20 protein-coding genes are annotated in these 22,217 nt (G+C 53.1%); 7 read left to right on the plus strand and 13 right to left on the minus strand.

The features are described 5' to 3' along the window. Positions 1–147 precede the first annotated feature (147 nt). The 6 genes from menE to elaB all read right to left on the minus strand — a co-directional run bounded on the left by menE (position 148) and on the right by elaB (position 6,223). Positions 148–1,518 carry an o-succinylbenzoate--CoA ligase gene (menE, locus tag EB241_RS00985; protein WP_124231371.1) on the minus strand — a complete coding sequence of 457 codons (1,371 nt, stop codon included), beginning with the start codon at positions 1,516–1,518 and terminating at the stop codon, positions 148–150. After that, positions 1,506–2,477 (minus strand): o-succinylbenzoate synthase, encoded by a 972-nt coding sequence (gene menC / locus EB241_RS00990; RefSeq protein ID WP_124231658.1) that lies wholly within the window; start codon positions 2,475–2,477, stop codon positions 1,506–1,508. The genes menE and menC overlap by 13 nt, the downstream gene beginning before the upstream one ends. Beyond that, positions 2,477–3,334 (minus strand): 1,4-dihydroxy-2-naphthoyl-CoA synthase, encoded by an 858-nt coding sequence (gene menB / locus EB241_RS00995; protein WP_124231372.1) that lies wholly within the window; start codon positions 3,332–3,334, stop codon positions 2,477–2,479. The genes menC and menB overlap by 1 nt, the downstream gene beginning before the upstream one ends. 9 nt (positions 3,335–3,343) lie before the next feature. Then, the gene (menH, locus tag EB241_RS01000; RefSeq protein WP_124231373.1) at positions 3,344–4,108 is read right to left on the minus strand and encodes a 2-succinyl-6-hydroxy-2,4-cyclohexadiene-1-carboxylate synthase; all 765 of its coding nucleotides are present in this window, start codon (positions 4,106–4,108) and stop codon (positions 3,344–3,346) included. Further along, a complete protein-coding gene (gene menD, locus EB241_RS01005; protein ID WP_124231374.1) occupies positions 4,105–5,766 on the minus strand; it encodes a 2-succinyl-5-enolpyruvyl-6-hydroxy-3-cyclohexene-1-carboxylic-acid synthase in 1,662 nt (553 codons plus the stop codon). Before menD ends, menH begins: the two co-directional genes overlap by 4 nt. A gap of 145 nt (positions 5,767–5,911) precedes the next feature. Further along, positions 5,912–6,223, minus strand: a complete 312-nt coding sequence (gene elaB, locus EB241_RS01010; protein ID WP_124231375.1) for a stress response protein ElaB — start codon at positions 6,221–6,223, stop codon at positions 5,912–5,914. Positions 6,224–6,551: 328 nt separating this feature from the next. Between elaB and EB241_RS01015 the strand changes: the two genes are divergently transcribed. Together EB241_RS01015 and EB241_RS01020 are read left to right on the plus strand one after the other, a co-directional pair. Then, positions 6,552–7,433 (plus strand): LysR family transcriptional regulator, encoded by an 882-nt coding sequence (locus tag EB241_RS01015; RefSeq protein ID WP_124231376.1) that lies wholly within the window; start codon positions 6,552–6,554, stop codon positions 7,431–7,433. 215 nt (positions 7,434–7,648) lie between these two features. Beyond that, the gene (locus tag EB241_RS01020; protein ID WP_124231377.1) at positions 7,649–9,301 is read left to right on the plus strand and encodes a glucan biosynthesis protein D; all 1,653 of its coding nucleotides are present in this window, start codon (positions 7,649–7,651) and stop codon (positions 9,299–9,301) included. Between the two features lie 296 nt (positions 9,302–9,597). Here the strand turns inward: EB241_RS01020 and EB241_RS01025 are convergent, their stop codons facing one another. Further along, positions 9,598–10,329, minus strand: a complete 732-nt coding sequence (locus tag EB241_RS01025) for a GntR family transcriptional regulator (RefSeq protein ID WP_158612362.1) — start codon at positions 10,327–10,329, stop codon at positions 9,598–9,600. Between the two features lie 188 nt (positions 10,330–10,517). Between EB241_RS01025 and EB241_RS01030 the strand changes: the two genes are divergently transcribed. The 5 genes from EB241_RS01030 (at position 10,518) to EB241_RS01050 (ending at position 15,715) form a co-directional block, all read left to right on the plus strand. Next, positions 10,518–10,832: a PTS sugar transporter subunit IIB gene (locus tag EB241_RS01030; protein WP_124231379.1), complete on the plus strand. Its 315-nt coding sequence runs from the start codon at positions 10,518–10,520 to the stop codon at positions 10,830–10,832. Positions 10,833–10,861: 29 nt separating this feature from the next. Next, complete coding sequence (locus tag EB241_RS01035; RefSeq protein ID WP_124231380.1) at positions 10,862–12,184, plus strand: PTS sugar transporter subunit IIC; 1,323 nt, start codon at positions 10,862–10,864, stop codon at positions 12,182–12,184. A 26-nt stretch (positions 12,185–12,210) separates the two neighbouring features. Next, positions 12,211–12,522, plus strand: coding sequence for a PTS lactose/cellobiose transporter subunit IIA (locus tag EB241_RS01040; RefSeq protein ID WP_124231381.1), 312 nt, complete (start codon positions 12,211–12,213; stop codon positions 12,520–12,522). Positions 12,523–12,575: 53 nt separating this feature from the next. Beyond that, the gene (locus EB241_RS01045) at positions 12,576–14,216 is read left to right on the plus strand and encodes a carbohydrate porin (protein WP_124231382.1); all 1,641 of its coding nucleotides are present in this window, start codon (positions 12,576–12,578) and stop codon (positions 14,214–14,216) included. A gap of 62 nt (positions 14,217–14,278) precedes the next feature. Continuing rightward, positions 14,279–15,715, plus strand: a complete 1,437-nt coding sequence (locus EB241_RS01050; protein ID WP_124231383.1) for a 6-phospho-beta-glucosidase — start codon at positions 14,279–14,281, stop codon at positions 15,713–15,715. A 45-nt stretch (positions 15,716–15,760) separates the two neighbouring features. Here the strand turns inward: EB241_RS01050 and nuoN are convergent, their stop codons facing one another. The 6 genes from nuoN to nuoI all read right to left on the minus strand — a co-directional run bounded on the left by nuoN (position 15,761) and on the right by nuoI (position 22,203). Then, positions 15,761–17,218 (minus strand): NADH-quinone oxidoreductase subunit NuoN, encoded by a 1,458-nt coding sequence (nuoN, locus tag EB241_RS01055; protein WP_124231384.1) that lies wholly within the window; start codon positions 17,216–17,218, stop codon positions 15,761–15,763. A 6-nt stretch (positions 17,219–17,224) separates the two neighbouring features. Beyond that, positions 17,225–18,745 (minus strand): NADH-quinone oxidoreductase subunit M, encoded by a 1,521-nt coding sequence (nuoM, locus tag EB241_RS01060; protein WP_124231385.1) that lies wholly within the window; start codon positions 18,743–18,745, stop codon positions 17,225–17,227. A 216-nt stretch (positions 18,746–18,961) separates the two neighbouring features. Further along, a complete protein-coding gene (gene nuoL, locus EB241_RS01065; protein ID WP_124231386.1) occupies positions 18,962–20,800 on the minus strand; it encodes an NADH-quinone oxidoreductase subunit L in 1,839 nt (612 codons plus the stop codon). Further along, on the minus strand, positions 20,797–21,099 hold the full coding sequence (gene nuoK, locus EB241_RS01070; protein WP_124231387.1) for an NADH-quinone oxidoreductase subunit NuoK: 303 nt from the start codon (positions 21,097–21,099) through the stop codon (positions 20,797–20,799). Before nuoK ends, nuoL begins: the two co-directional genes overlap by 4 nt. Beyond that, positions 21,096–21,650: an NADH-quinone oxidoreductase subunit J gene (nuoJ, locus tag EB241_RS01075; RefSeq protein WP_124231388.1), complete on the minus strand. Its 555-nt coding sequence runs from the start codon at positions 21,648–21,650 to the stop codon at positions 21,096–21,098. Before nuoJ ends, nuoK begins: the two co-directional genes overlap by 4 nt. A 10-nt stretch (positions 21,651–21,660) precedes the next feature. Beyond that, positions 21,661–22,203, minus strand: a complete 543-nt coding sequence (gene nuoI / locus EB241_RS01080) for an NADH-quinone oxidoreductase subunit NuoI (RefSeq protein WP_124231389.1) — start codon at positions 22,201–22,203, stop codon at positions 21,661–21,663. Positions 22,204–22,217: the final 14 nt, after the last annotated feature.

Consider the following 22,217-nt stretch of genomic DNA (forward strand, 5'->3'; position numbering starts at 1 on the left):
GTTCTGAACGGATTGGCATGGGGGAAGCACAGGGATCAGAACGTCATGTGGATATCGCTGGCCATCTTTGCCCTGTGTGATGTTGCCCCGTGAAATTTTAATGGAGAAGGAACAGGTGCTCGGCTGGCACCACCGGCGTAAAGAGAATTATCCCTCTTTTTGTCGCTTTGCCACCCAATCGGTCAGCCGCCGACGCGAGATTTTAATGCCACCGTGGTCGAGCGCGGGCAGCAGATACCAGCTCACCGGCCGCTGAAAACCCGCCAGCCGGGGGAGTGTCCAGGCCTTCAGCGATTCAAGCGGCACGGCGTCTTTTAATGTTACCAACGCCACCGGCCGATGGCCAAACGCCTCATCCCGCTGTGGTACAACAAATACCTGCTCCACCGCCGGATGCGCCATGATTATCGCTTCGATCTGTTCAGGCTGTATGCCCTCACCGCCAGAGAAAAACTGATTGTCGAGCCGCCCGGTCAGATGCAATCCCTGCTCATCCAGACGGCCGCCGTCGCGGGTGGCGAACCAGCCGTCACTGTCCGCCAGCGGCAGCAGCTGACCATCCTGCCAGTAGCCGCAGGCCAGCGCCTCAGAGCGGATCTGCACCTCCCCTGCCACCAGCCTCAGCCGCTGACCTGCCAGCGGCCACCCCACTCCGTCCCCGCTGTCAGCCCTTCGCATGGTCACGGTAGAAGCGGTTTCCGTCATGCCATAGCCACACCAGCAGGCAATACCTGCCGCCTCCGCCTGGCGGGTAAGCGTCGTGGGAATGGTTGCGCCCCCCAACAGCAGATTACGCAGGCGATGCGGCAGCCGGGGCTGCTGTAACAGCCGCCAAAGCTGCACAGGCACCAGCGACGCAAAGGTTGCCTGCTCCAGCGCCTGATGCAAAGGTGCCTCTTCTGCCAGCACCAGACAGGCCCCAGACCGCAACCAGCGCCAGATAATTCCCTGCCCGGAGACGTGGCAAAGCGGCAGCGACAGCAACCAGCTGTCATCAGCGCTGAAATGCATTTTTTCCACCACGCCAGCGGCGCTGGCAAGATGCGCCCGGAAAGTATGTACCGCCGCTTTTGGCCGACCGGACGAACCGGACGTCAGCGTCATCGTCGCCAGCGTCTGCGGCTGCCAGGGGCTGTGGGCGGTGTCCGGCTGTGGATACAGAGTCAGCATCGCCACGGACGGCAACGGCGTGCCGCTCAGGGTCAGGGCAAAGTCGATATTAAGCCCCGGCAGAAGTGGGGCGATCTGTGCTGCCGGGAGCTGAGGATTCAGCGGCAGCAAACGTGCACCACATTGCAATAAAGCCAGATAAGCCAGCACCGCCTGCTGGCTGTTAGCGGCTTGCAATACCACGCCACACCCGGCATACACCCCCTGCCGGAGAAACCCCGCGGCCAACGCCTCAACCTGCCGAGCCAACGCACACCAGCTAAGCCGCGCATCGCCAGCAACCACGGCGGTGCGATCCGGGCTGAGTCGTGCATGGTGTCGCCAGGGCCAGTCATTCAGCACTGCCATACTGTCTCCAGTTCACCTGCTCCGCGCAGCGGTTGCAGGCAACCGGGCCAGCCGCGCACCAGCTGGTGGGACATCAGGTCCAGCGTATCCAGCCCCGGCAAGGTTGCAGGCGTAAGCCAGGCGGCAAGGCGTGCCAGTTGCGTCAGGCCAAGACTCGACTCCAGCGAAGAACTGATAATCACGGCTATCCCAGCCTGTTCAGCCTGAGCCGTCAGCGCACGCACAGCCTCAAGACTTCCGGTGAGCGACGGCTTGATCACCAGCGCCGCCAGATGCGGTTCGGCCACGGGCTGATAACCGTCCTCGCGCACACTCTCATCCCAGGCCAGTGCCAGGCCACTCTCCCACGCAAACTGCCGCGATTCCTCAGGGCTACGGCACGGCTCCTCCACAAAGGCGATACGGGGCTTAAGTGCCTCAACGAGGAAACCGGCAAATTTACGGGCTTTCTCTGGTGTCCACTGGCGGTTGGCATCCAGCCGCAGCGTCAGTGTCGGAATGGCTTCCAGCAGCAGGTTAACCATCATCGCATCGCGTACCGGCTCATACAGGCCGACTTTCATCTTCGCCAGCGGATGATGCTGCCGGTTGAGCTGGTCAACGAGATCGTCAGGATCGCCCGTGCATAACGTTGCGCTTCGGTACCGCGCCGCCTGCGGCAGCACGTCATGCAGCTCCGCCAGCGCACAACTCAGGCCAAACGCTACCGAAGGCAGCGGACTCTCTGCGGCAATGGCGGTGCCTGAGCACCACCGTTGCAGCCAGCCTGCCGCCTCCGACCGTGCTTCATCAAGCGTCTCACGGCTGAAACCCGGCAGTGGAGCGATCTCCCCCCAGCCTTGCCGCCCGGCCTCCGTCAGTTGCACCAGCAACCCGCACCGCTCTTTCACCCGGCGGTCACGCAGCACGGTCCCGGCCGCCAGCGGGATACGGTAAGAAAACAGCGTTGCGCCACGCATCACGGATTACGCCTGAATTGACTGAAATCAGGCTCGCGTTTCTGATTAAACGCATTACGTCCTTCCTGGCCCTCTTCCGTCATGTAAAACAGCATGGTGGCGTTTCCTGCCAGCTCCTGCAATCCCGCCTGGCCGTCACAATCGGCATTCAGCGCCGCCTTCAGGCAACGCAGCGCCATCGGGCTGTTTTGCAACATCTCACGGCACCAGCGCACCGTTTCCTTTTCCAGTTCAGCCAGCGGCACTACCGCATTGACCAGTCCCATTTCCAGTGCCTGCTGTGCACTGTACATGCGGCACAAAAACCAGATTTCACGGGCTTTTTTCTGTCCGACGATGCGCGCCATATAGGCCGCGCCCCAGCCACCGTCGAACGATCCCACCTTCGGCCCGGTCTGACCAAAGCGGGCATTATCAGCCGCGATGGTTAAATCACACAGCATATGCAACACATGACCGCCGCCAACGGCATAACCTGCCACCATCGCCACCACCGGTTTTGGACAGGTGCGGATTTGCCGCTGAAAGTCGAGCACATTAAGATGGTGCACCCCGGCTTCATCGCGGTAGCCGCCGTAATCACCGCGGATTTTCTGGTCACCACCGGCACAAAATGCCCTGTCGCCTTCACCCGTCAGCACAATGACACCAATCTGTTCATCATGCCGGGCATCGTTAAGCGCAAGCTGCATCTCCCTGACGGTCTGCGGTCGAAATGCATTGCGTACTTCCGGGCGGTTGATGGTGATTTTGGCAATGCCGTCCGGGGATTTGGCATAGAGGATATCGCTGAAACCCGCGTCGCTGTCTTGCCATTCAACGGGTGCACAGAGCATTTTTTCTTCGGGATAGATCATAATAACTCCTTAAAAACCAGTAATCAGGCGTGTCAGCAGTGCAGCAAAAGCCGCCGGATTGGCCCGGTGCGCGTTATGGCCGGCTGCGGGAACCAGATCAAACGGCAGTGAAGCCTGCTCCGCCAGCTGACAGAACTTGTGGTCACGCTCACCACACAGATAATGCAGGCGGGGAAGACGATGAAGTTCGGGAAGTAAGCAGGGCTGCCGGGCCAGCGAGGTCGCCATCAGCATATCAGCCAGTGCATTCGGGTGCTGATTGACACGTAAGCGGATCAGCGCCTCCCGCTCCGTGGAAGTAAGATCGACAAAAACCGGCTGGCGATACCACTCGTCCAGTGTCTGACTCAGCGGCTGTCGGCAAAATTTTTCCGCCCAACGCTGGTCATGTTCCAGTCTTTCCCGGCGTGCCGACGTTGAATCAAGGCCATAGTGCCCCCCTTCCACAATCACCCCCTGCAATCCGTCAGGTACGTGGCGACAGGCATAGCAGAGCGACACGCGCCCACCTAATGAATAACCAATCAGCCAGTAGCGTTGCAGCCGGTGGTGCCTGAGAGTGGCATTCAGCCGTTCACTCAGCTGGTCGAAATCACTGACCCGCTGGCAGCCGGAACCACCGTGACCGGGCAGATCGATACTCAGCTGCGGCCAGTGGTTAAAGTAAGTCTGAACCGGCTGCCACTCTTCCCCACTACCAAGAAAGCCATGCAGCCAGACCAGCACGGGACGGGTACTGTGGTGTGAGCCTTGCCAGCGGGCATGAAGGATCATGGTGCTTTACCGCAATTTGCCAGCTGGTGCGCGCCATCGCCTTCCGCTACACAAAGTTCGACAAGCGTGGCCTGCTGGCGTTGCCATCCCTTCGCCACGGCGGCACTGAGTTCCTGAAAGCTTTGCGGTCTGTGGTAATGAAGCCCGAACATCTCGGCGGCAGGCGCAAAACTCACCTGCTGTGGCAGGGAGAAAAAGCGCTCCCGGCAGGCTTCGGGGGTTGGCAGCATACTGAAAATCTGCCCGCCGTTGTTGTTCACCACCATCACTACCATTGGCGCGCTGACCTGCCGCAACAGGGCCAGGCTGTTGAGATCGTACAGGGCAGAAAGATCGCCCAGCACCATCAGCAGCGCTCTGCCACTGCCTTTCTGCACGCCCACCGCCGTGGCAATCAGTCCGTCAATACCACTGGCGCCCCGGTTGGCATAAACCGGATAGCCGGCAGGCAGTCTGGCAAAGGCGTTGATCAGTCGGATGGTCAGACTGTTGCCTGTAAACAGGCTGCCCTGTGGTGGCAGCAATTCCGGTAATCTGGCAGCCAGCTGGGCTTCGCCAAAAACACTTATCTCTTCAGAAATCATCCGCTGTGCCTGCTCTGCCAGAGCGGAGAGTGGCTCACACCAGGATGGGCGGGAAATGGCCTGGTGCGCTGCCAACCAGTCAAGGATGCTGGCCACGATCCGCTTGCTACGGTGATAAGCAGGATCGCGCTGGCCAGGCTGCCCATCAATCAACCAGAACGCCGCCGGTTTCAGCTCTGCCAGTCGGGAGGTGAGATGTTTCCCGGTAAGGTGAGCGCCAAACTGGACCACCAGCGCCGCCTGCCCCAGCGCGTCACATGCCGCTGGCTGATGTAACCAGCGTTCGGCACAAGGCAACGGGTTACCGGTGTGTGACTGCACGTCAGAAAGCAGTGGCCAGCCAAGCATGGCGGCCCACGCTGCCACCGCCACGCCCTCCTGCGGACTGACCTTACCCACCACCACCAGCCCATTTTGCTGTCGCCAGTGCGCCCAGTCCGCCTGCACGGATAGCGGCAAGGTGACGGGCATAGCGGTCCACGGCTGGTCATCACACCACCACTCACCCAGTTCATCATGCCATGCCTGCCAGGCGGCAGGGTCGCCACCGTAGAGCGGCTCGGCAAAGGGGCAATTCAGGTGCACCGCGCCAGCCCGATGCTGTTGCAACAGGCCATCCACCACCGCCACCAGCCAGCGGGCGGGAATATCAGGAGAGGGGGAAGGAAGATTCAGCGCACCGGCAACGTGGCTGCCGAACAACCCCGGCTGCTCAATAGCCTGATTGGCTCCACAGTTAATGAGTTGCTGCGGACGGTCGGCACTCAGCACGACAAGCCGCTCACCGGTCAGACGCGCTTCGGCCACCGCCGGGTGAAGATTAGCCACTGCCGTACCGGAGGTGACAATCACCGCGACTGGCTGGCGGGTTGTTTTTGCCAGCCCCAGTGCCAGATAGCCAAGGCCGCGCTCATCAAAGTGGGTATGACAGAAAAATTTACCGTTGTCGGCGGCGGCGAGGGTCAGCGGTGCAGATCGGGAACCGGGAGCGATACAGAGATGCCGTACGCCATGCCGCGTTAAGGCTTCAAGGATGACGGCAGCCCAGCGACGATTGAAGATACTGTGTGACATAGCCCACCCCGAATCAAATCAGTCGGGTGAGTATAGTCGCGTGTTTCAGGCCTGATTTTGATTTAAGCCAGGATTGACAAGGTTTGCGGCCAGATGAAAGTAAGACGGGCACCTTAAGAGTGCCCGTCAGACTACCGTGGTAAAATCAGCGACGCGCCAGCAGCAGGCCGATGACCAGACCAAGAGTGGCACCGACGCCAATCCCCTGCCACGGCTTCTCGTGAACGTATTCATCCGCGCGGGAAACCGCCTGTCTGGCACGGTAATAGTAGGTATCAGACGCATTGCTGATGCGGGATTTCACCTCATTCAGTGATTTCTCTGCTTTGGCCTTCAGCTCGACATATTTCTGGTCTGCCGGATCGCCGGAAGATTTCAGAACTTCTTCAAGCGTTTCACTCAGCAGTGCCAGATCGTCATCAAGACGCGTTTCCTGAGGTTCTGTTTTTGTAGCCATACCGTCTCCTTGTGCAAATTGACTTCCTGAGTATAGACATTTTTAAGCGGGACGCAGGTGGCCCGGACCAGGAATCGCCTGATAAGTGGCAGAGCGGGGGAAACAGGGCAAAAAAAACCGGCCACGACGGCCGGTGACCGGATAAGGTCTTAAAGGATGCTACGGGGACGACAGAGCGGGTTGTTTCACAACCCTCTGCCCTGCGGTTTACAGGCGGTGAACCGACGGTGATGACCAACTGAGGTTGTCTGTCGGCTATGTTATCGATAATATTTTTTTGCTAAAAGCGAATATAATTAGATTCACTCAACAAAAATTTTGCTCAATCATGCTACGTGAACTGAAAACTTTTATCGCCATCAGCCAGACCGGCACTTTTGCCGCCGCCGGGCAACAGATCGGCCTTACGCAATCCGCTGTCAGTGCGCAAATGCGCATCCTTGAGGCGGCGCTGGGGATGAAACTGTTTGACCGCTCCGGCCGGGCCGTCGCCCTCAACGCCAACGGAAATCGAGTGCTTCCACTGGCACAGGAAATCCTCGATCTTTTCAGCCGCATGGCGCAGCCGGAAAGCCTCAGCGAGTATCGTGGCGCAATTAAAATTGGCGCTATCGCCTCGGTGCAAACCGGAATACTGCCCGCCGTACTGGTCAGACTGCGTCAGCAGGCACCTTTTCTGGAAACCCGTCTGGTTCCGGGCGTCTCTTTCAGTCTGTTGAGCGAGGTGGATGCCGGCAATGTCGATGTGGCCATCGTGATCAAACCCGGCTTTGCACTGCCCAAAGATCTGTATGCCGAAACACTGCTGAAAGAACCTTTCGTATTAATTGCCCCACCGGAAGTGCCAGGGGATGATGCCATTACGTTAATCCGTGACTATCCTTTTATCCGTTACGATCGCACCTCCTTTGGCGGGCGACTGGTCACTCAGTTTCTGCGGGAACAGCGTCTGGACCCAAAACTGGCGCTGGAAATTGATGAGATAGACGCCATTGCCCGGATGGTTGAAATGCGTCTTGGTGTGGCGCTGGTGCCGCTGACAGGCTTGTGGATTGACCGTCCGGCAGCGGTGCGCATCGTGCCCCTGGGCGGACTGACTTTTTATCGTGAGCTGATTGTGGTGATGCGCCACGCCAACCGCCAGGCAACGCTACACCAGTTTATAAACCGCGTGTTACAGCAGGATGTGGGGGGCGGAAAGCGCGGTTAAAAATAAATAAAATCAGTCAGAAAGACAGCTTTACCAGGAATTTTCTGGTAAGTTTTTAACGACTGAATTATCCCATACATCGGCTGTCGTACTTCGTTCTGACCTGATCAACCATTCAGGAAAGACAGGCTGTTTTAAGCTCAAGGGTAAGGCTCTGAGCGCAATGGTACGACAGTCACTACCCACTCCGTTCAGCAAAGGAAATGGCTTCTGGCATGAATAGAAGAATGTTTATGAAAGCGTCAATGGCTTGTGCTGCGGTCAGCGGCATGTCCGGTTTATCCACCCTGTTTGCTCAGGCCGCCTGGGCAGATGGTGATATTGCCGACGGCTCCGCAAGGCAATTTGATTTTGACGTGCTCAAAAAAATGGCCGCCGGTATGGCAAAAAACGCCTGGGGTGGCGCGCCCGCTCCCCTGCCGGACACACTGGCTACGCTGACACCACAGGCCTACAACGAAATTCAGTACGACGCCAATCACTCACTGTGGAATGGCCTTGCCGATCGTGAACTTGATGTGCAGTTCTTCCATGTTGGCATGGGCTTTAAGCGTCGTCTGCGCATGTTCTCGGTGGATGAAAACCGCCAGGCGCGTGAAATCCACTTCCGTCCTGAACTGTTTAACTACAACGACGCCAAAGTTGACACCAAACAGCTGGAAGGGAAAACCGATCTCGGCTTCGCGGGCTTTCGCGCGTTTAAAAAACCCGAACTGGCCAGCAGGGATATCGTTTCTTTTCTGGGAGCCAGCTACTTCCGTGCGGTAGACGAAACCTACCAGTATGGTCTGTCTGCAAGGGGCGTGGCGGTGAATACCTTTGGCAGCAAGGAAGAGTTCCCGGACTTCACCGCTTTCTGGTTTGAAACGCCAAAAGCGCAAGACACCACCTTCACCGTTTATACCCTGCTGGATGGTCCCAGCTGTACAGGTGCCTTCAAATTCATCATTCACTGTGAAGAGAAACGCGTGGTGATGGAGGTTGAAAACCACCTTTATGCCCGTAAGGACATTGAACAGCTGGGCATTGCGCCAATGACTACCATGTTCAGCTGTGGTAATAACGAACGTCGGATGTGCGACACCATTCATCCACAGATCCATGACTCTGACCGCCTGGCCATGTGGACCGGCAGTGGCGAGTGGATTTGCCGTCCGTTAAACAACCCGCAACGTCTGACTTACAATGCCTATCGCGATGAAAATCCGCGAGGGTTCGGCATGTTACAACTCGATCATGACTTCCAGGATTATCAGGATGTGATTGGCTGGTATAACAAGCGTCCCAGCCTGTGGGTAGAACCGGTGGGCAAATGGGGCAAAGGCGCGGTTAATTTGATGGAGATCCCCACAACCGGTGAAACGCTGGATAACATCGTCTGCTTCTGGCGTCCTGATGATGCAATCAAAGCGGGCAGCGAGCACAGCTTCAGCTATAAATTGTACTGGAGTGGATTACCCCCGGAACGCAGCAGCCTGGCACGGGTGAATGCGACCCGAAGCGGCATGGGCGGTTTTCCTGAGGGCTGGGCACCGGGTGAACATTACCCGAATGTCTGGGCGCGTCGTTTCGCGGTGGATTTTGTCGGCGGCGATTTGAAGGCCGCTGCCCCCAGGGGTATAGAGCCAGTGATCAACGTCACTTCCGGCAGCATTAAGCAGGTGGAGATCCTCTATGTGGAACCAATTAACGGCTACCGTATCCTGTTTGACTGGTATCCCAACAGTGACTCCGTTGAACCGGTGAACATGCGTCTGTTCCTGCGTAGCAAAGCAGACACCCTGAGCGAGACGTGGCTGTATCAGTACTTCCCGCCGGCGCCGGACAAACGGAAATACACCGATGACCGTCAGATGACGGCAGGCTAAGATAAGAAAACGTCGGGGCGGCTGAGTTACTGGCCCTGACGATACCGTCTGCGACGATGTTCAGCCGTTTAACAAAGCGGCTGAACATCAACAGTATGTTGCCTCACGCCATCGGGCAACGTTGAAACCCACTCAGTTAACCGCAGTGCAACTCCGCCAGCACAGGTCCGTTTACTTTTTCCAGCCGCAATCAGGTTGTAACCTGACCAGTGCGGTAATAAAAATGGCCGAACCACGGTTAAAAATGACGTTTTCACCCCACAATGGCAGATTATCAGGCCAGCCCACTGCTGGATTTATATGCACAAAGACGAGGCGGCTATATTCTTACGTGGAACAAAAAAACGGACCGGATAATCAAGAGAATTAGAATAGTTTTCTGAAAAAATCACCGGAATACTGCATGTATTAACAGACTGACTCTGTACTCTGATAACGGGATTGTTTTTTTTTAACTTTAATAAACTTGCTATTTCCCCTGAAGGTATTAAAGGTGAGTAATGAATATAGGCCCCGGAAATACTTACATGACAGTAGTTTTCAATATAATGATATAATGAGCCTCTGGCGTGCCGTAGCGTAAGTTCAGGGAATTTATTCACAGAGATCCAGGTATTTTCCAATTCTACGGGAGCATCATCAATCCATCTCAGTCTGGATATAAACCAGACTTTTTCGTTAAAATGGATTGCTAATGCGTTAGCTATTATCGGAGAAGCGGTCTGAACCTCGAAATGTAATATGTCATTTTTTATTTTTTTATTATCATTCGCCATAATCTCAGAGAAGCCTTTCAATCCTGTCAGATCATTCATAGCGGTAACATTATCGGATATAAAGTTACCTGAACCGTGTCTTTTTTCTAAGAGGCCGTCTTTCTCCAGCATTTTTAATGCTTTCCTCAGTGTATTTCTGGACACGTCAAACTGTCTGGCTAACTCATTTTCAGAAGGCAAACTATCCCTGTTTATAAGAAAACCCGCATTTATGCTGTTTTTCAGTAAAAAATAAATTTTTAAATACACCACTTTAAACCTCTCGAAAAGTCCATTTATAACAAAAGGATATATAAGAAAACAAAAGGGCTTGTGCAAATAATTTGCGTATTCTACACCTCTTTTCTACCTAATTTCTGTGAACGATATAACAGTACAACCTGTTTTTTAAAAAGAAACTTAAACAGTGAGAAATTTAAAAATAAAAGAGGTAAGTCAAGATGAAAAACATACTAATTATTTGTGCCTTGGGTATGTCTACCAGTATGTTAGTAAACAATATGAAAAAATACGCAGAATCTGAAAATATCGCCATAAATATTAATGCAATGGCGATCTCCGAAGCAAAAGACATTATTATCAGAAATGGTGCAGATGTTGTGATGCTTGGACCACAGGTTCGCTATCAGAAACAGGAAATTGAAAAATTAGCGCTGGGAAATATTCCTGTCGAGGTTATTGATATGGCGAGTTACGGCAGAATGGATGGAAAATCAGTATTACATCGCGCACTGCAACTTATGGCAGAAAGATAACCAATTTATGTGTGATATAAGGATATCTCATGAGAATAATGGAAAGTATCGAACACAACATGGAAAAAATCCTTGTCCCTGTTGCAGTAAAACTAAACTCGCAAAAGCATATTGCCGCAATCAGGGACGCGTTTATTTTATTGTTTCCGATCACCATGGCCAGTTCTCTTATTATTCTGATTAACTTTGCCATACTTTCGCCGGATGGTTTTATCGCCAAATATTTACTACTGGGTGAATTTTTTCCCCACCTCAGCGACGTCCAGCAGGTTTTTTCGCCGGTGCTGAATGGCTCCGTTAATATTATGGCGCTGATGGTTGCCTTTCTGGTAGCACGTAATCTGGCAATAAGTTATAAACAGGACGATTTACTTTGCGGTCTGACTGCGCTGGGTGCTTTCTTTGTTATCTATACCCCTTATACAATTATTAATAATCAGGCTTACCTGACCACGAAATTCCTCGGGCCACAGGGACTGTTTGTCGCCATCATTGTTGCCCTGCTTTCAGGTGAGATTTTCTGCCGTCTGGCACGTAACCCCAAAATAACCATTGCCATGCCCGCCGCAGTGCCACCGGCGGTGGCCCGATCTTTCAGAGTACTGATCCCAATTACAGTGGTAATGATATTCTTTTCAATTGCTAATTATCTTCTGGCTACATTTTCACCGGGCGGCGTGAACGAGTTAATTTATAATCTGATCCAGGCCCCGCTGAAAGATCTTGGCACCAACATAATTACGGTAGCCCTGCTTGGCGTTATCACTAATTTTCTTTGGGGAATAGGCATCCACGGCCCGAATACTTTAGCCACCATCCGGGAAACTATTTTCACCGAGGCAAATCTGGAAAACCTCTCCTGGGCCGCATCACACGGTACTACCTGGGGGGCACCCTATCCGGTGACGTGGAGCGGCATCAACGATGCTTTCGCAAATTGTGGGGGGTCCGGGATGACGCTGGGATTGCTGCTGGCCATCCTCATCGCATCACGACGTAAAGATTATCGCCAGATGGCAAAAATGGCGTTTGTTCCCGGCCTGTTCAATATCAACGAGCCAGTACTGTTCGGTCTGCCGGTGGTACTTAACCCTGTGCTGGTGATCCCGCTCATCCTTGTGCCGTTAGTCAATTCGCTGATTGGCTATTTCTTTATCCGCCTGCAAATTATTCCGCCGGTTGCCTACGCCGTTCCCTGGACCACGCCCGGACCACTGATCGCCTTTTTCGGTACCGGGGGCAACTGGATGGCGCTCTTCGTTGGCATACTTTGTCTGGTCGTTGCGACTTTGATCTATCTGCCTTTTGTCATCACAGCAAATAAAGTCACAGCTACTGCGAAAGTGGAATAAATCAGAAATGTACAGGGAGAGCAACTATGTTTGCAGATGAGAATAGTGTGATGGAACTGCTTATTCACGCCGGCCAGGCACGTTCTGATGCGATGGAAGCCATTGCAGCGTCCCGTCAAAAACAGTGGCACGACGCTGAGCGGCTTTTAGTGAGTGCGGAACAACAATGCCATAAAGCGCATAAAATACAGACCACATTAATCAGCCAGGATGAAGGATGTGGAAAAATTAATGTCAATCTTATTTTGGTCCATGCACAGGACCATCTGATGACGGCAATGCTGTGTCAGGATCTGGCCAGAGAACTCATTGCGTTACGAAAAGAATTTTCGTCCTGATTTAACACGGCGACAGGGAAGAGAAATAACGATTCAACGGAGGATGATGTAACATGAGATGGAATAATCTGAGAAAAAAAATAGTTGCTGTCGTGCTGCTGAGCTTATTACCGGCAGAAATCATTGCCAGTGAAGCCGAGATAATAAAACGATTAACGCTACTGGAAAAGGAGCTTTCTTCTGTTAAAGATGAGTTAAAAACAGCCCGTTCAGAACTGAATAATACGCAAGAAAAGACCAGAACAGCTGTAAGAGAAAATCATATTGCAGAGTATCAGAAAAATATATCAACAGGAGCCGCTGATGAAAAAAATGATATGGCCAGCAACAACATCAGTGATCACACCCTGCAAAACGGACGACAGACCACACAGCCTGAACCGGTAAATAAACGTTCCTCGCTGGAAAATATGACAGTCGGTGATATCAGCAGGCTGGTCAGAGATGAGATTGGATTTACCTATCAGGGATATTTACGCACAGGCTGGGGGGCTTCAAACAGAGGATCGCCCAAGACCTATGCTGCTGGCTCGCTGGGACGTTTTGGCAATGAGTTATCTGGCTGGTTTGATCTGACTCTCAATCAACGGGTTTATCAGCAGGATGGAAAAAGCGCCTATGCCATTGTCACTTATGACGGTAATGTCGGTGACAAATACAATGACGCCTGGTTTGCCGGAGACGATGATAATATCCTGCAGTTCAGCGATATTTATCTGGCGACCAGAGGTTTTCTCCCCTTTGCGCCTCAGGCCGATTTTTGGGTAGGACGTCATCAGCTGCCTAAGTATGAGATACAAATGCTCGACTGGAAATTACTGTCGCACGATGCAGCGACAGGGGTGGGTATTGAAAACTGGGCTGTTGGTCAGGGATTGATGGATATCTCACTGAACCGTAATGATATCAATGTATATTCGCGTGATTTTTCAACGACAACACAAATGAACACCAACTCTGTCGATCTGCGTTATCGCAACATTCCCCTGTGGGAAAAGGTTTCACTCTCCCTGATGGGAAAATATGCCTTTGCCAATAAAAACGACAGTCAGAAGAGAAATGAAAACAACGACAGCTATTTTAGAACAAAAGATACCTGGCTTGCCGCCGCCAGCCTGAGACTGGAACTTGAGCGTGATGCCTTCAATGAGTTCACGCTACAAATTGCCAACAATTCATATGGCAGCAGCTTTTCAAATTTCTCTGGCGCAAGCACTTCAATGGCACAAGGTAAATATTATTATGGCGATCATTCAAATGGTCTGGCATGGCGTCTGATTAGCCAGGGTGAAATATTTCTGTCCGACAGGATTATTATGGCAAACGCATTGGTCTGGTCACAGGGTAAGGATATTTACAGTTATGAAACCGGCGCTCACAGTGATTTTACCAGCCTGAGAGCAGTTATTCGTCCCGCATGGATCTGGAATACGTGGAACCAAAGTGGAATTGAATCAGGCTGGTTTGTACAGAAAAATGAAGACACCCAGGGGAATAAATTCAAGGAATCAGCATTCAAAACAACCCTGTACCATGCTTTTAAGGTTGGCCCCAGCCTGCTGACTTCCCGCCCTGAAATTCGTTTTTACACCACCTATATAAATATACTTAGCAATGAAATATCTGCATTCAGATTTAATGACGAGAGTAACAACGAATTCATTTCCGGGATACAGGCGGAATTGTGGTGGTAAAAAATCATACCGGAGTAATCTGTGCAAAATTATAAGTGATTCGTTCTGTCCAAGGAGAAAATATGACCGGATTAAGATCTGATTTCCTGTGGGGAGGTGCAGTTGCTGCCAATCAACTGGAAGGAGGCTGGCAGGAAGGAGGCAAAGGCGTAAGTATTGCTGACGTAATCACCGCCGGCTCTCATCAGACCCCTCGCAGGATCACCCGTGGTGTGTTGGCAGATGAGTATTATCCCAGTCACAGTGGCATTGATTTTTATCATCGCTACAGGGAAGACCTAAAGCTTTTTGCAGAAATGGGTTTTACATGTTTTCGTACCTCAATTGCATGGAGCCGTATTTTTCCGCGAGGTGATGAGCAGGAACCCAATGAGGCCGGTCTGGTATTTTATGATAATCTCTTTGATGAGTGTCTGAAATACCAGATTGAGCCGGTAGTAACGCTTTCCCATTTCGAAATGCCCTGGCATCTGGTCAATGAATTTGGTGGCTGGCGAAACAGAAAAATGATTGATTTTTTTTCGCATTATGCAAGGGTTGTTCTGGAACGCTATAAGACCAAAGTAAAATACTGGATGACATTTAATGAGATCAATAATCAGGTCAATTATCACCATGACTTAATGCCTTTTAATAACTCAGGCATTATTTACCGCAAGGGAGAAAACAGAGAAGCAATCATGTACCAGGCTGCCCATTATGAACTGGTGGCCAGCGCAAAGGTGGTAAAAATAGCACATACCATTAACCCTCATTTTCAGATCGGCTGCATGATTGCCATGTGCCCGATTTATCCTCTGACCTGTGCGCCAAAAGATATGATGATGTCAGTCCGCGCCATGCATCAACGGTACTGGTTCACTGATGTGCATGTGCGGGGATGTTATCCTCAATACATGCTTAATTATTTTTCCAGAAAAGGAATTGAACTTGATATTACCACAGAAGATAAGCTTTCCCTGCAACAGGGTTGTGTTGACTATATCGGACTGAGCTATTACATGTCATTTGCTACTCAGGCAACAGAGAGCAACCCCATGCTGGATTATGACGAGCCGGCCAGTCTGGTAAAAAACCCTTACACAGAGGAGTCCGAATGGGGCTGGCAAATAGATGCCCCCGGACTGCGCTATTCCCTGAATTATTTCAATGACCGCTATCAGCTGCCCTTGTTTATTGTTGAAAACGGGCTTGGTGCAGATGACAAACGGGAAGCAGATGGCAGTATCAATGACGATTACCGCATCCATTACCTCAAAGAACATCTGTATCAGATGAAGCTGGCCGTCACTGAAGATGGGGTTGATCTGATAGGTTATACGCTGTGGGGCTGTATTGATATTATCTCCGCCGGAACGGGAGAAATGAAAAAGCGTTATGGCCTTATCTATGTCGATCAGGATGACAACGGCGATGGCTCGCTGGAGCGCATAAAGAAGAAATCGTTTTACTGGTATAAAGACGTTATTCGTTCAAACGGAGAGAATATTGCTTTGTAACTGGCGAAAATAGCGAACGGGCTCTTGGGAGCCCGTTTATTGTTATTACATTAACGGCTGTGCCATCTGTACAAGAGAAATCAACGGCTGTGGATAAATCCCAAGCACCAGCACCAGAACGGCGGAGATCAACACCACGACCCCACCCGCCGTAAAGGCCCAGTTGGTTGGAGTATCACGCTGCAACAGCTCCGGCGGTGTCAGATACAGGCTCACGGTCACGCGAAGATAGTAGTAAAGCCCAATGGCGCTGCCCACCACCACCGCTCCGGTCAGCCACCACAGGTGAGCGCCCACGCCAACAGCAATAACGTAAAACTTGCCGATAAAGCCCAGCGTCATTGGGATCCCGGCCAGTGAAAGCATCATCACTGTCATCACCGCTGACAGAATGGGACGATGCCAGAACAGCCCACGATAGGAGTAGAGGGAATCTGCATCCGGCCCACGGTAAGGACTGGACATCAGGCTGACCACGCCAAACGCACCGAGACTGCTGAACAGATAACCGGCCAGATAGACGCCCACGGTTTCCAGCGACAGCTGATGCGTTTGAATGGCAATCAGTGCTACCAGCAAATACCCCAGATGGGCAATTGACGAATAACCCAGCAGACGCTTGATGTTGCTTTGCGAAATCGCCATCAGGTTACCAAACAGTATTGAGGCCACCGCGATGATCGCCAGTACCAGGCGCACCGCCTCGCTGTTTGCCACCGGGGCGTAAAGGAACAGTCGCATCACCACGCCAAAGATGGCAATTTTGCTGGCGGTTGCCAGGAAAGTGGAAACCGGCGCGGGCGCCCCCTGGTAGACATCCGGCGTCCACAGATGGAACGGCACCAGTGACAGTTTGAAACCCAGCCCCACGATCATCATCCCAAGCCCCGCCAGCAGCAACGGCTTATGCACCATCACGTCGTTAAGGCTTTTGCCCAGCGCCACAAAGCTCAGATTGCCTGAATCGGCGTACAGCAGCGCCATACCGAACAGCAGGAAGGACGACGCCACCGCCGACATAATAGTGTATTTGATGCTGGCTTCCAGCGAGCGTTTTTGCTGAAAGGCATAGCCCACCAGTCCAAACAGCGGCAGGGAGATCAACTCAATACCGATAAACAACGAAGCCAGATGATTGGCGCTGGCCAGCACCACGCCACCCGCGGCGGCAATCAGCACCAGCAGGTAGAACTCTTCGCGGTTATCCGGGTAAGTCGCCAGCCACGGATAAGCAAAAGTGCAGGTTGCCAGACTTGCCAGAATAACCAGCCCGGTATAGAGCATCGAATAGCCATCAACCCGCAACAGCGGAGTGATATCCATCGGACCCGCTTTAGCCACAAAGAACAGTGAAAGCAGCGCGAGGTTCAGTCCCACTACCGCCAGTGTGGCATTGACGAAGTGGTTGCGTCGCCACGCAATGGACAGCATCACAACCACCACCGTCAATCCGACGATCAGCATCGGCAGAAGCGCGATCAATTGTTGAGGAGTAAGTGTCATGGCGAATTACAGCCTTGTAGTTGAAATTGAAGCAGTAAACCACTGCTGAATATTGCTGATTGCCGTATGTGAGGTGTCCAGAATCGGCTGCGGGTAAACCCCCAGCAGAACCAGCAGCACCACCAACACCATAATAATCAGGAACTCACGCGGCGACATATCCCGCAGCGGGGTCTCTGATTTTGGCGCACCATAATACGCACGTTGCATCATTACCAGCGAGTAAACAGAAGCAAACACCAGACCAAAGGTCGCGATAACAATAATCAGCGGCACCGAGCGGAAGCTGCCGGTGAGGATCATAAACTCACCGACGAAGTTCCCGGTGCCCGGCATCCCCAGATTGGCCACCGCAAAGAACAGCGACAGGCCTGGCAACCATTTAATGCGCGACCACAGGCCACCCATCTGACGCATATCGCGGGTGTGGAGCCGCTCGTACAGCTGACCACAAAGGATGAACAGCGCTGCCGCAGACAACCCGTGAGCAATCATCTGCACCACTGCACCCTGGTACGCCAGCTGGCTGCCGGTGTAAATGGCGATCAGGACAAAGCCCATATGTGAGATTGAGGTATAGGCAATCAGGCGCTTGATGTCGTACTGCGAGAAGGCCATCCATGCACCGTAGAAAATACCAATCACCCCCAGCCACATCGCCACTGGCGCAAACTCCGCCGATGCAGTTGGGAATAACGGTAGCGCAAAACGCAACAGACCATACGCAGCGGTTTTCAGCAGGATCCCCGCCAGGTCAACGGAACCGGCGGTGGGTGCCTGACTGTGCGCATCCGGCAGCCAGCCATGCAGTGGCACCACCGGCATTTTTACCGCGAAAGCGATAAAGAATCCCAACATCAGCAGATATTCCACCGTATGCGACATCGGTGTTTTTAACAGTTCTTCATAGTTGAAGGTCCACACACCGGTAGCGTTATAGTTGACAAACACCAGAGCAAGAATCGCTATCAACATCACCAGACCGCTGGCCTGGGTGTAAATGAAAAACTTGGTCGCCGCCGTGATGCGCGTTTTACCGTCCGAGGCTTTGTGCCCCCACAGCGCGATCAGGAAGTACATCGGCACCAGCATCATTTCCCAGAAGAAGAAGAACAGGAACATGTCGATAGCAAGGAACACGCCGATCACGCCGCCGAGGATCCACAGCAGGTTCAGGTGGAAAAAGCCCTGCCATTTTTCGATTTCGTTCCAGGAACAGAGGATCGCCATCACGCCGAGCAGGCCGGTCAGCACCACCATCAGCAGCGACAGGCCGTCCAGCGCCAGATGCACATTGATGCCGAAACGCGGTATCCATGAATGCAGGTAAACTGACTGCCACTGGGGAACGCCAGTGGGCTGAGTCAGTGAGTAACCGCCCTGCCACCAGAGCTGCAGTGAAAGCACCAGCGTCAGCCCCATTGCTATCAGTGCAATCCAGCGTGGCACTTTGCTGCCAAAGCGCTCAAGCTGCCAACAGAGCAGGCCACCGATGAACGGGATTAATATAAGCCAGGGTAATAACATGGCGTTTTGATTCCCTTTTCTGAACCTGCATGGGCTATCTTGCTTGCCATTTTCGCCCCCGGTAGTGCTCACAATCCTCACATACCAAAGTATGCTGCGGTTGTTCCGCGCTGGCGGTGGCAAAACTGACTGCGCCGATGACGCCCAACTTTCAGGTAATTTTTAACATCTTTTTACTAAGGGGATGAGAATCTGTTCACCCCCGCTCACAAACCTTTACACCGCCAACAACAGGGCCAGTACCACCACGGCACCCATACCCACAGAAGCAATGTACCAGCGCAAATAACCATTTTCGCTCACCACCAGCCCTTTGTTCGCCAGACGGGCGAACAGAGCCGGAATGTTCATCAGCGCATTCAGCGGATCGCGCTTCAGCAGCCTGGCGATGAACAGATAAGGTTTAACGAAAATCTGGTCGTACAACCAGTCGAAGCCCCAGGCCGCAAACCACCAGGTGGAGAAGAAACGTCCCGGCGCACTGCTGGCAATGCGGGTTACCAGCGAACGTTTGCCCAGCCACAGGGCAGCAGCCAGCAGAATACCGGCAATCGCCACCGCGCCTGAGGTCATTTCCAGCGTCAGTACGCTGCCGTGCGCCAGCTCGGTGGTCTCAGGCAGAACGCCTTTCAACGGTGGCACAATCAATGCGCCAATAAAGGTCGAAAGACACAGCAGCACCATCAACGGCAGATGATGAGTGATGCCCTTCCCGGCGTGAGCATGAATTTTCTCTTCACCATGAAACGTGATAAAAATCATCCTGAAGGTATATAGCGAGGTCATAAACGCCCCTACCAGACCGGCTACCATCAGATTGATATGGCCGTTCGCCAGCGCACCGGCAAGGATCTCATCCTTACTGAAGAAGCCTGCGGTAATCAGCGGCAGGGCTGACAGCGCCGCGCCGCCCACCAGGAAGCAGACATAAACCAGCGGGATGCTTTTACGCAGTCCACCCATCCTGAAGATGTTCTGCTCATGGTGGCAGGCAAGGATCACCGAACCGGAAGAGAGGAACAGCAGCGCTTTGAAGAACGCATGGGTCATCAGGTGGAAAATGGCCGCGTCCCAGGCCTGAACGCCCAGCGCGAGAAACATATAACCAATCTGGCTCATGGTTGAATAAGCCAGCACGCGTTTAATGTCGGTCTGGACCAGTGCGGCAAAGCCGGCCAGCACCAGGGTAATGGCGCCCACAATGCCCACCAGATGCAGCACTTCCGGCGTCAGCAGAAACAGACTGTGACTGCGGGCGATCAGGTAGACACCCGCCGTTACCATGGTCGCCGCGTGGATCAGGGCAGAAACCGGTGTCGGACCTGCCATCGCATCGGCCAGCCAGGTTTGCAACGGCAGCTGTGCAGATTTACCTACCGCACCACCGAGCAACATCAGGGTCGCCCACTGCAACATATGATTGTCCGCTGCGAAGTGAGCCGGTGCCAGCGCCGCCATCTCACGGAAGTTCAGCGTGCCTAACTCGTTCCACAGAATAAATAAGCCGAACGCCAGAAAAACATCACCCACGCGGGTGATAATAAAGGCTTTCATCGCCGCGGCACCATTTTGCGGATTGGTGTAGTAGAAGCCAATTAGCAGATAAGAGCAGAGGCCCACGCCTTCCCAGCCCAGATACATCAGCATCAGATTATCGGCCAGTACCAGAACCACCATGCTGGCGATAAACAGGTTGGTATAAGCGAAGAAGCGGGAGTAGCCCTCTTCCCCGCGCATGTACCAGGATGCGAACATGTGGATAAAGAAGCCGACGCCTGTCACCACTGACAGCATGGTCAGCGACAGGCCGTCCAGCGTCAGGCTAACGTTGATATCGAAATTGCCCACCTGTATCCACGACCACAGTGCCTGGTGAAATACCGCCTGTCCGTGACTGAAGAAATTAATGCCCACAAAGAGAGTGACCAGCGCCGCCAGGCCAACGGAACCCATTCCTACCGTGGCAGCCAGATTTTCTGACCAGCGACCACGGGAGAAGGCCAGCAGCAAAAAGCCAATCAGCGGGAACAAAATGGTTAAAAAGAGAAGATTCATCCGCGCATCTCACTCACTTTGTCAATATTGAGGTTCTGGCTGCGACGATGCAGTTGTAGCAACAACGCCAGACCAATGCTGGCTTCCGCCGCCGCAAGGCTTATCGCCAGGATATACATCACCTGACCGTCTGCCTGCCCCCAGTAGCTTCCGGCAGCGACGAACGCCAGTGCGGCAGCGTTGATCATGATTTCGAGGCTAATCAGCATAAACAGCAGATTGCGGCGAATAATCACACCGGTCAGCCCAAGAACAAACAGGATGGCCGCCAGAATAAGGCCATGTTGCAAAGGGATCATGCGTGTTCCTCCTTCGTGCCTTTCACTGCATCCGCCGGGCGGTTGCTTAAAACTTCACCGGGACGCTGTTCACGACCGATATGATAAGCCACCACCAGCCCCGCGAGCAGCAGCATGGAAGCCAGCTCCACCGCCAGAACGTAAGGGCCGAACAGGCTGATACCCACCGCTTTCGCATCAATCATCCTGCCGTCAATGTTCCTGTCCTGAACACAGAGAATGGCGTAAACCATCACCGCCAGCAGCAGTAAAGAACAGAGACCGGGACCAAGCCAGACGGTCGGTTTAAGCCATTCACGCTCCTGAGCCTGAACGGACTCACCCAGGTTCAGCATCATCACCACAAACACGAACAGCACCATGATCGCCCCGGCATACACGATGATCTCCAGCGCGCCGGCGAAATACGCCCCCAGCGAGAAAAACACCCCGGCCACCGCCAACAGGGAAATTATCAGATATAACAGTGCGTGGACCGGATTGGTGTGGGTGATAACGCGCAACGTTGTCAGCACCGCGACCAGACCACAAAGATAAAACGCAAATTCCATGTCTGGCTCCTTAAGGTAACAAGCCCTTGACGTCGACAGGTTTGGCTTCGTTAGCAGCTTCACCTTTGTCTTTCCCATCGATCGCCATTCCCGCCATCCGGTAAAAATTGTATTCCGGGTATTTACCCGGACCGGAAATCAGCAGGTCTTCTTTCTCATACACCAGATCCTGACGCTTAAACTCACCCATTTCAAAATCGGGGGTAAGCTGAATCGCAGTGGTCGGGCAGGCCTCTTCACACAGGCCACAGAAAATGCAGCGCGAGAAGTTAATACGGAAGAACTCCGGGTACCAGCGACCATCATCCATTTCCGCTTTTTGCAGCGAGATACAGCCGACCGGGCAGGCTACCGCGCAAAGGTTACAGGCCACGCAACGTTCCTGGCCATCCGGGTCGCGGGTCAGCACGATACGGCCACGGTAGCGAGGCGGCAGATAAACCGGCTCTTCCGGGTACATCATGGTTTCACGTTTGGCAAAGGCGTTGGAGCCAATCAGCACGATACTGCGGATCGTGGTGCCAAACCCCACCAGAATGTCTTTTAATGTCATAATCTTAACCCCAA

The sequence above is a fragment of the Erwinia psidii genome, from assembly GCF_003846135.1.
Taxonomy (GTDB): domain Bacteria; phylum Pseudomonadota; class Gammaproteobacteria; order Enterobacterales; family Enterobacteriaceae; genus Erwinia; species Erwinia psidii.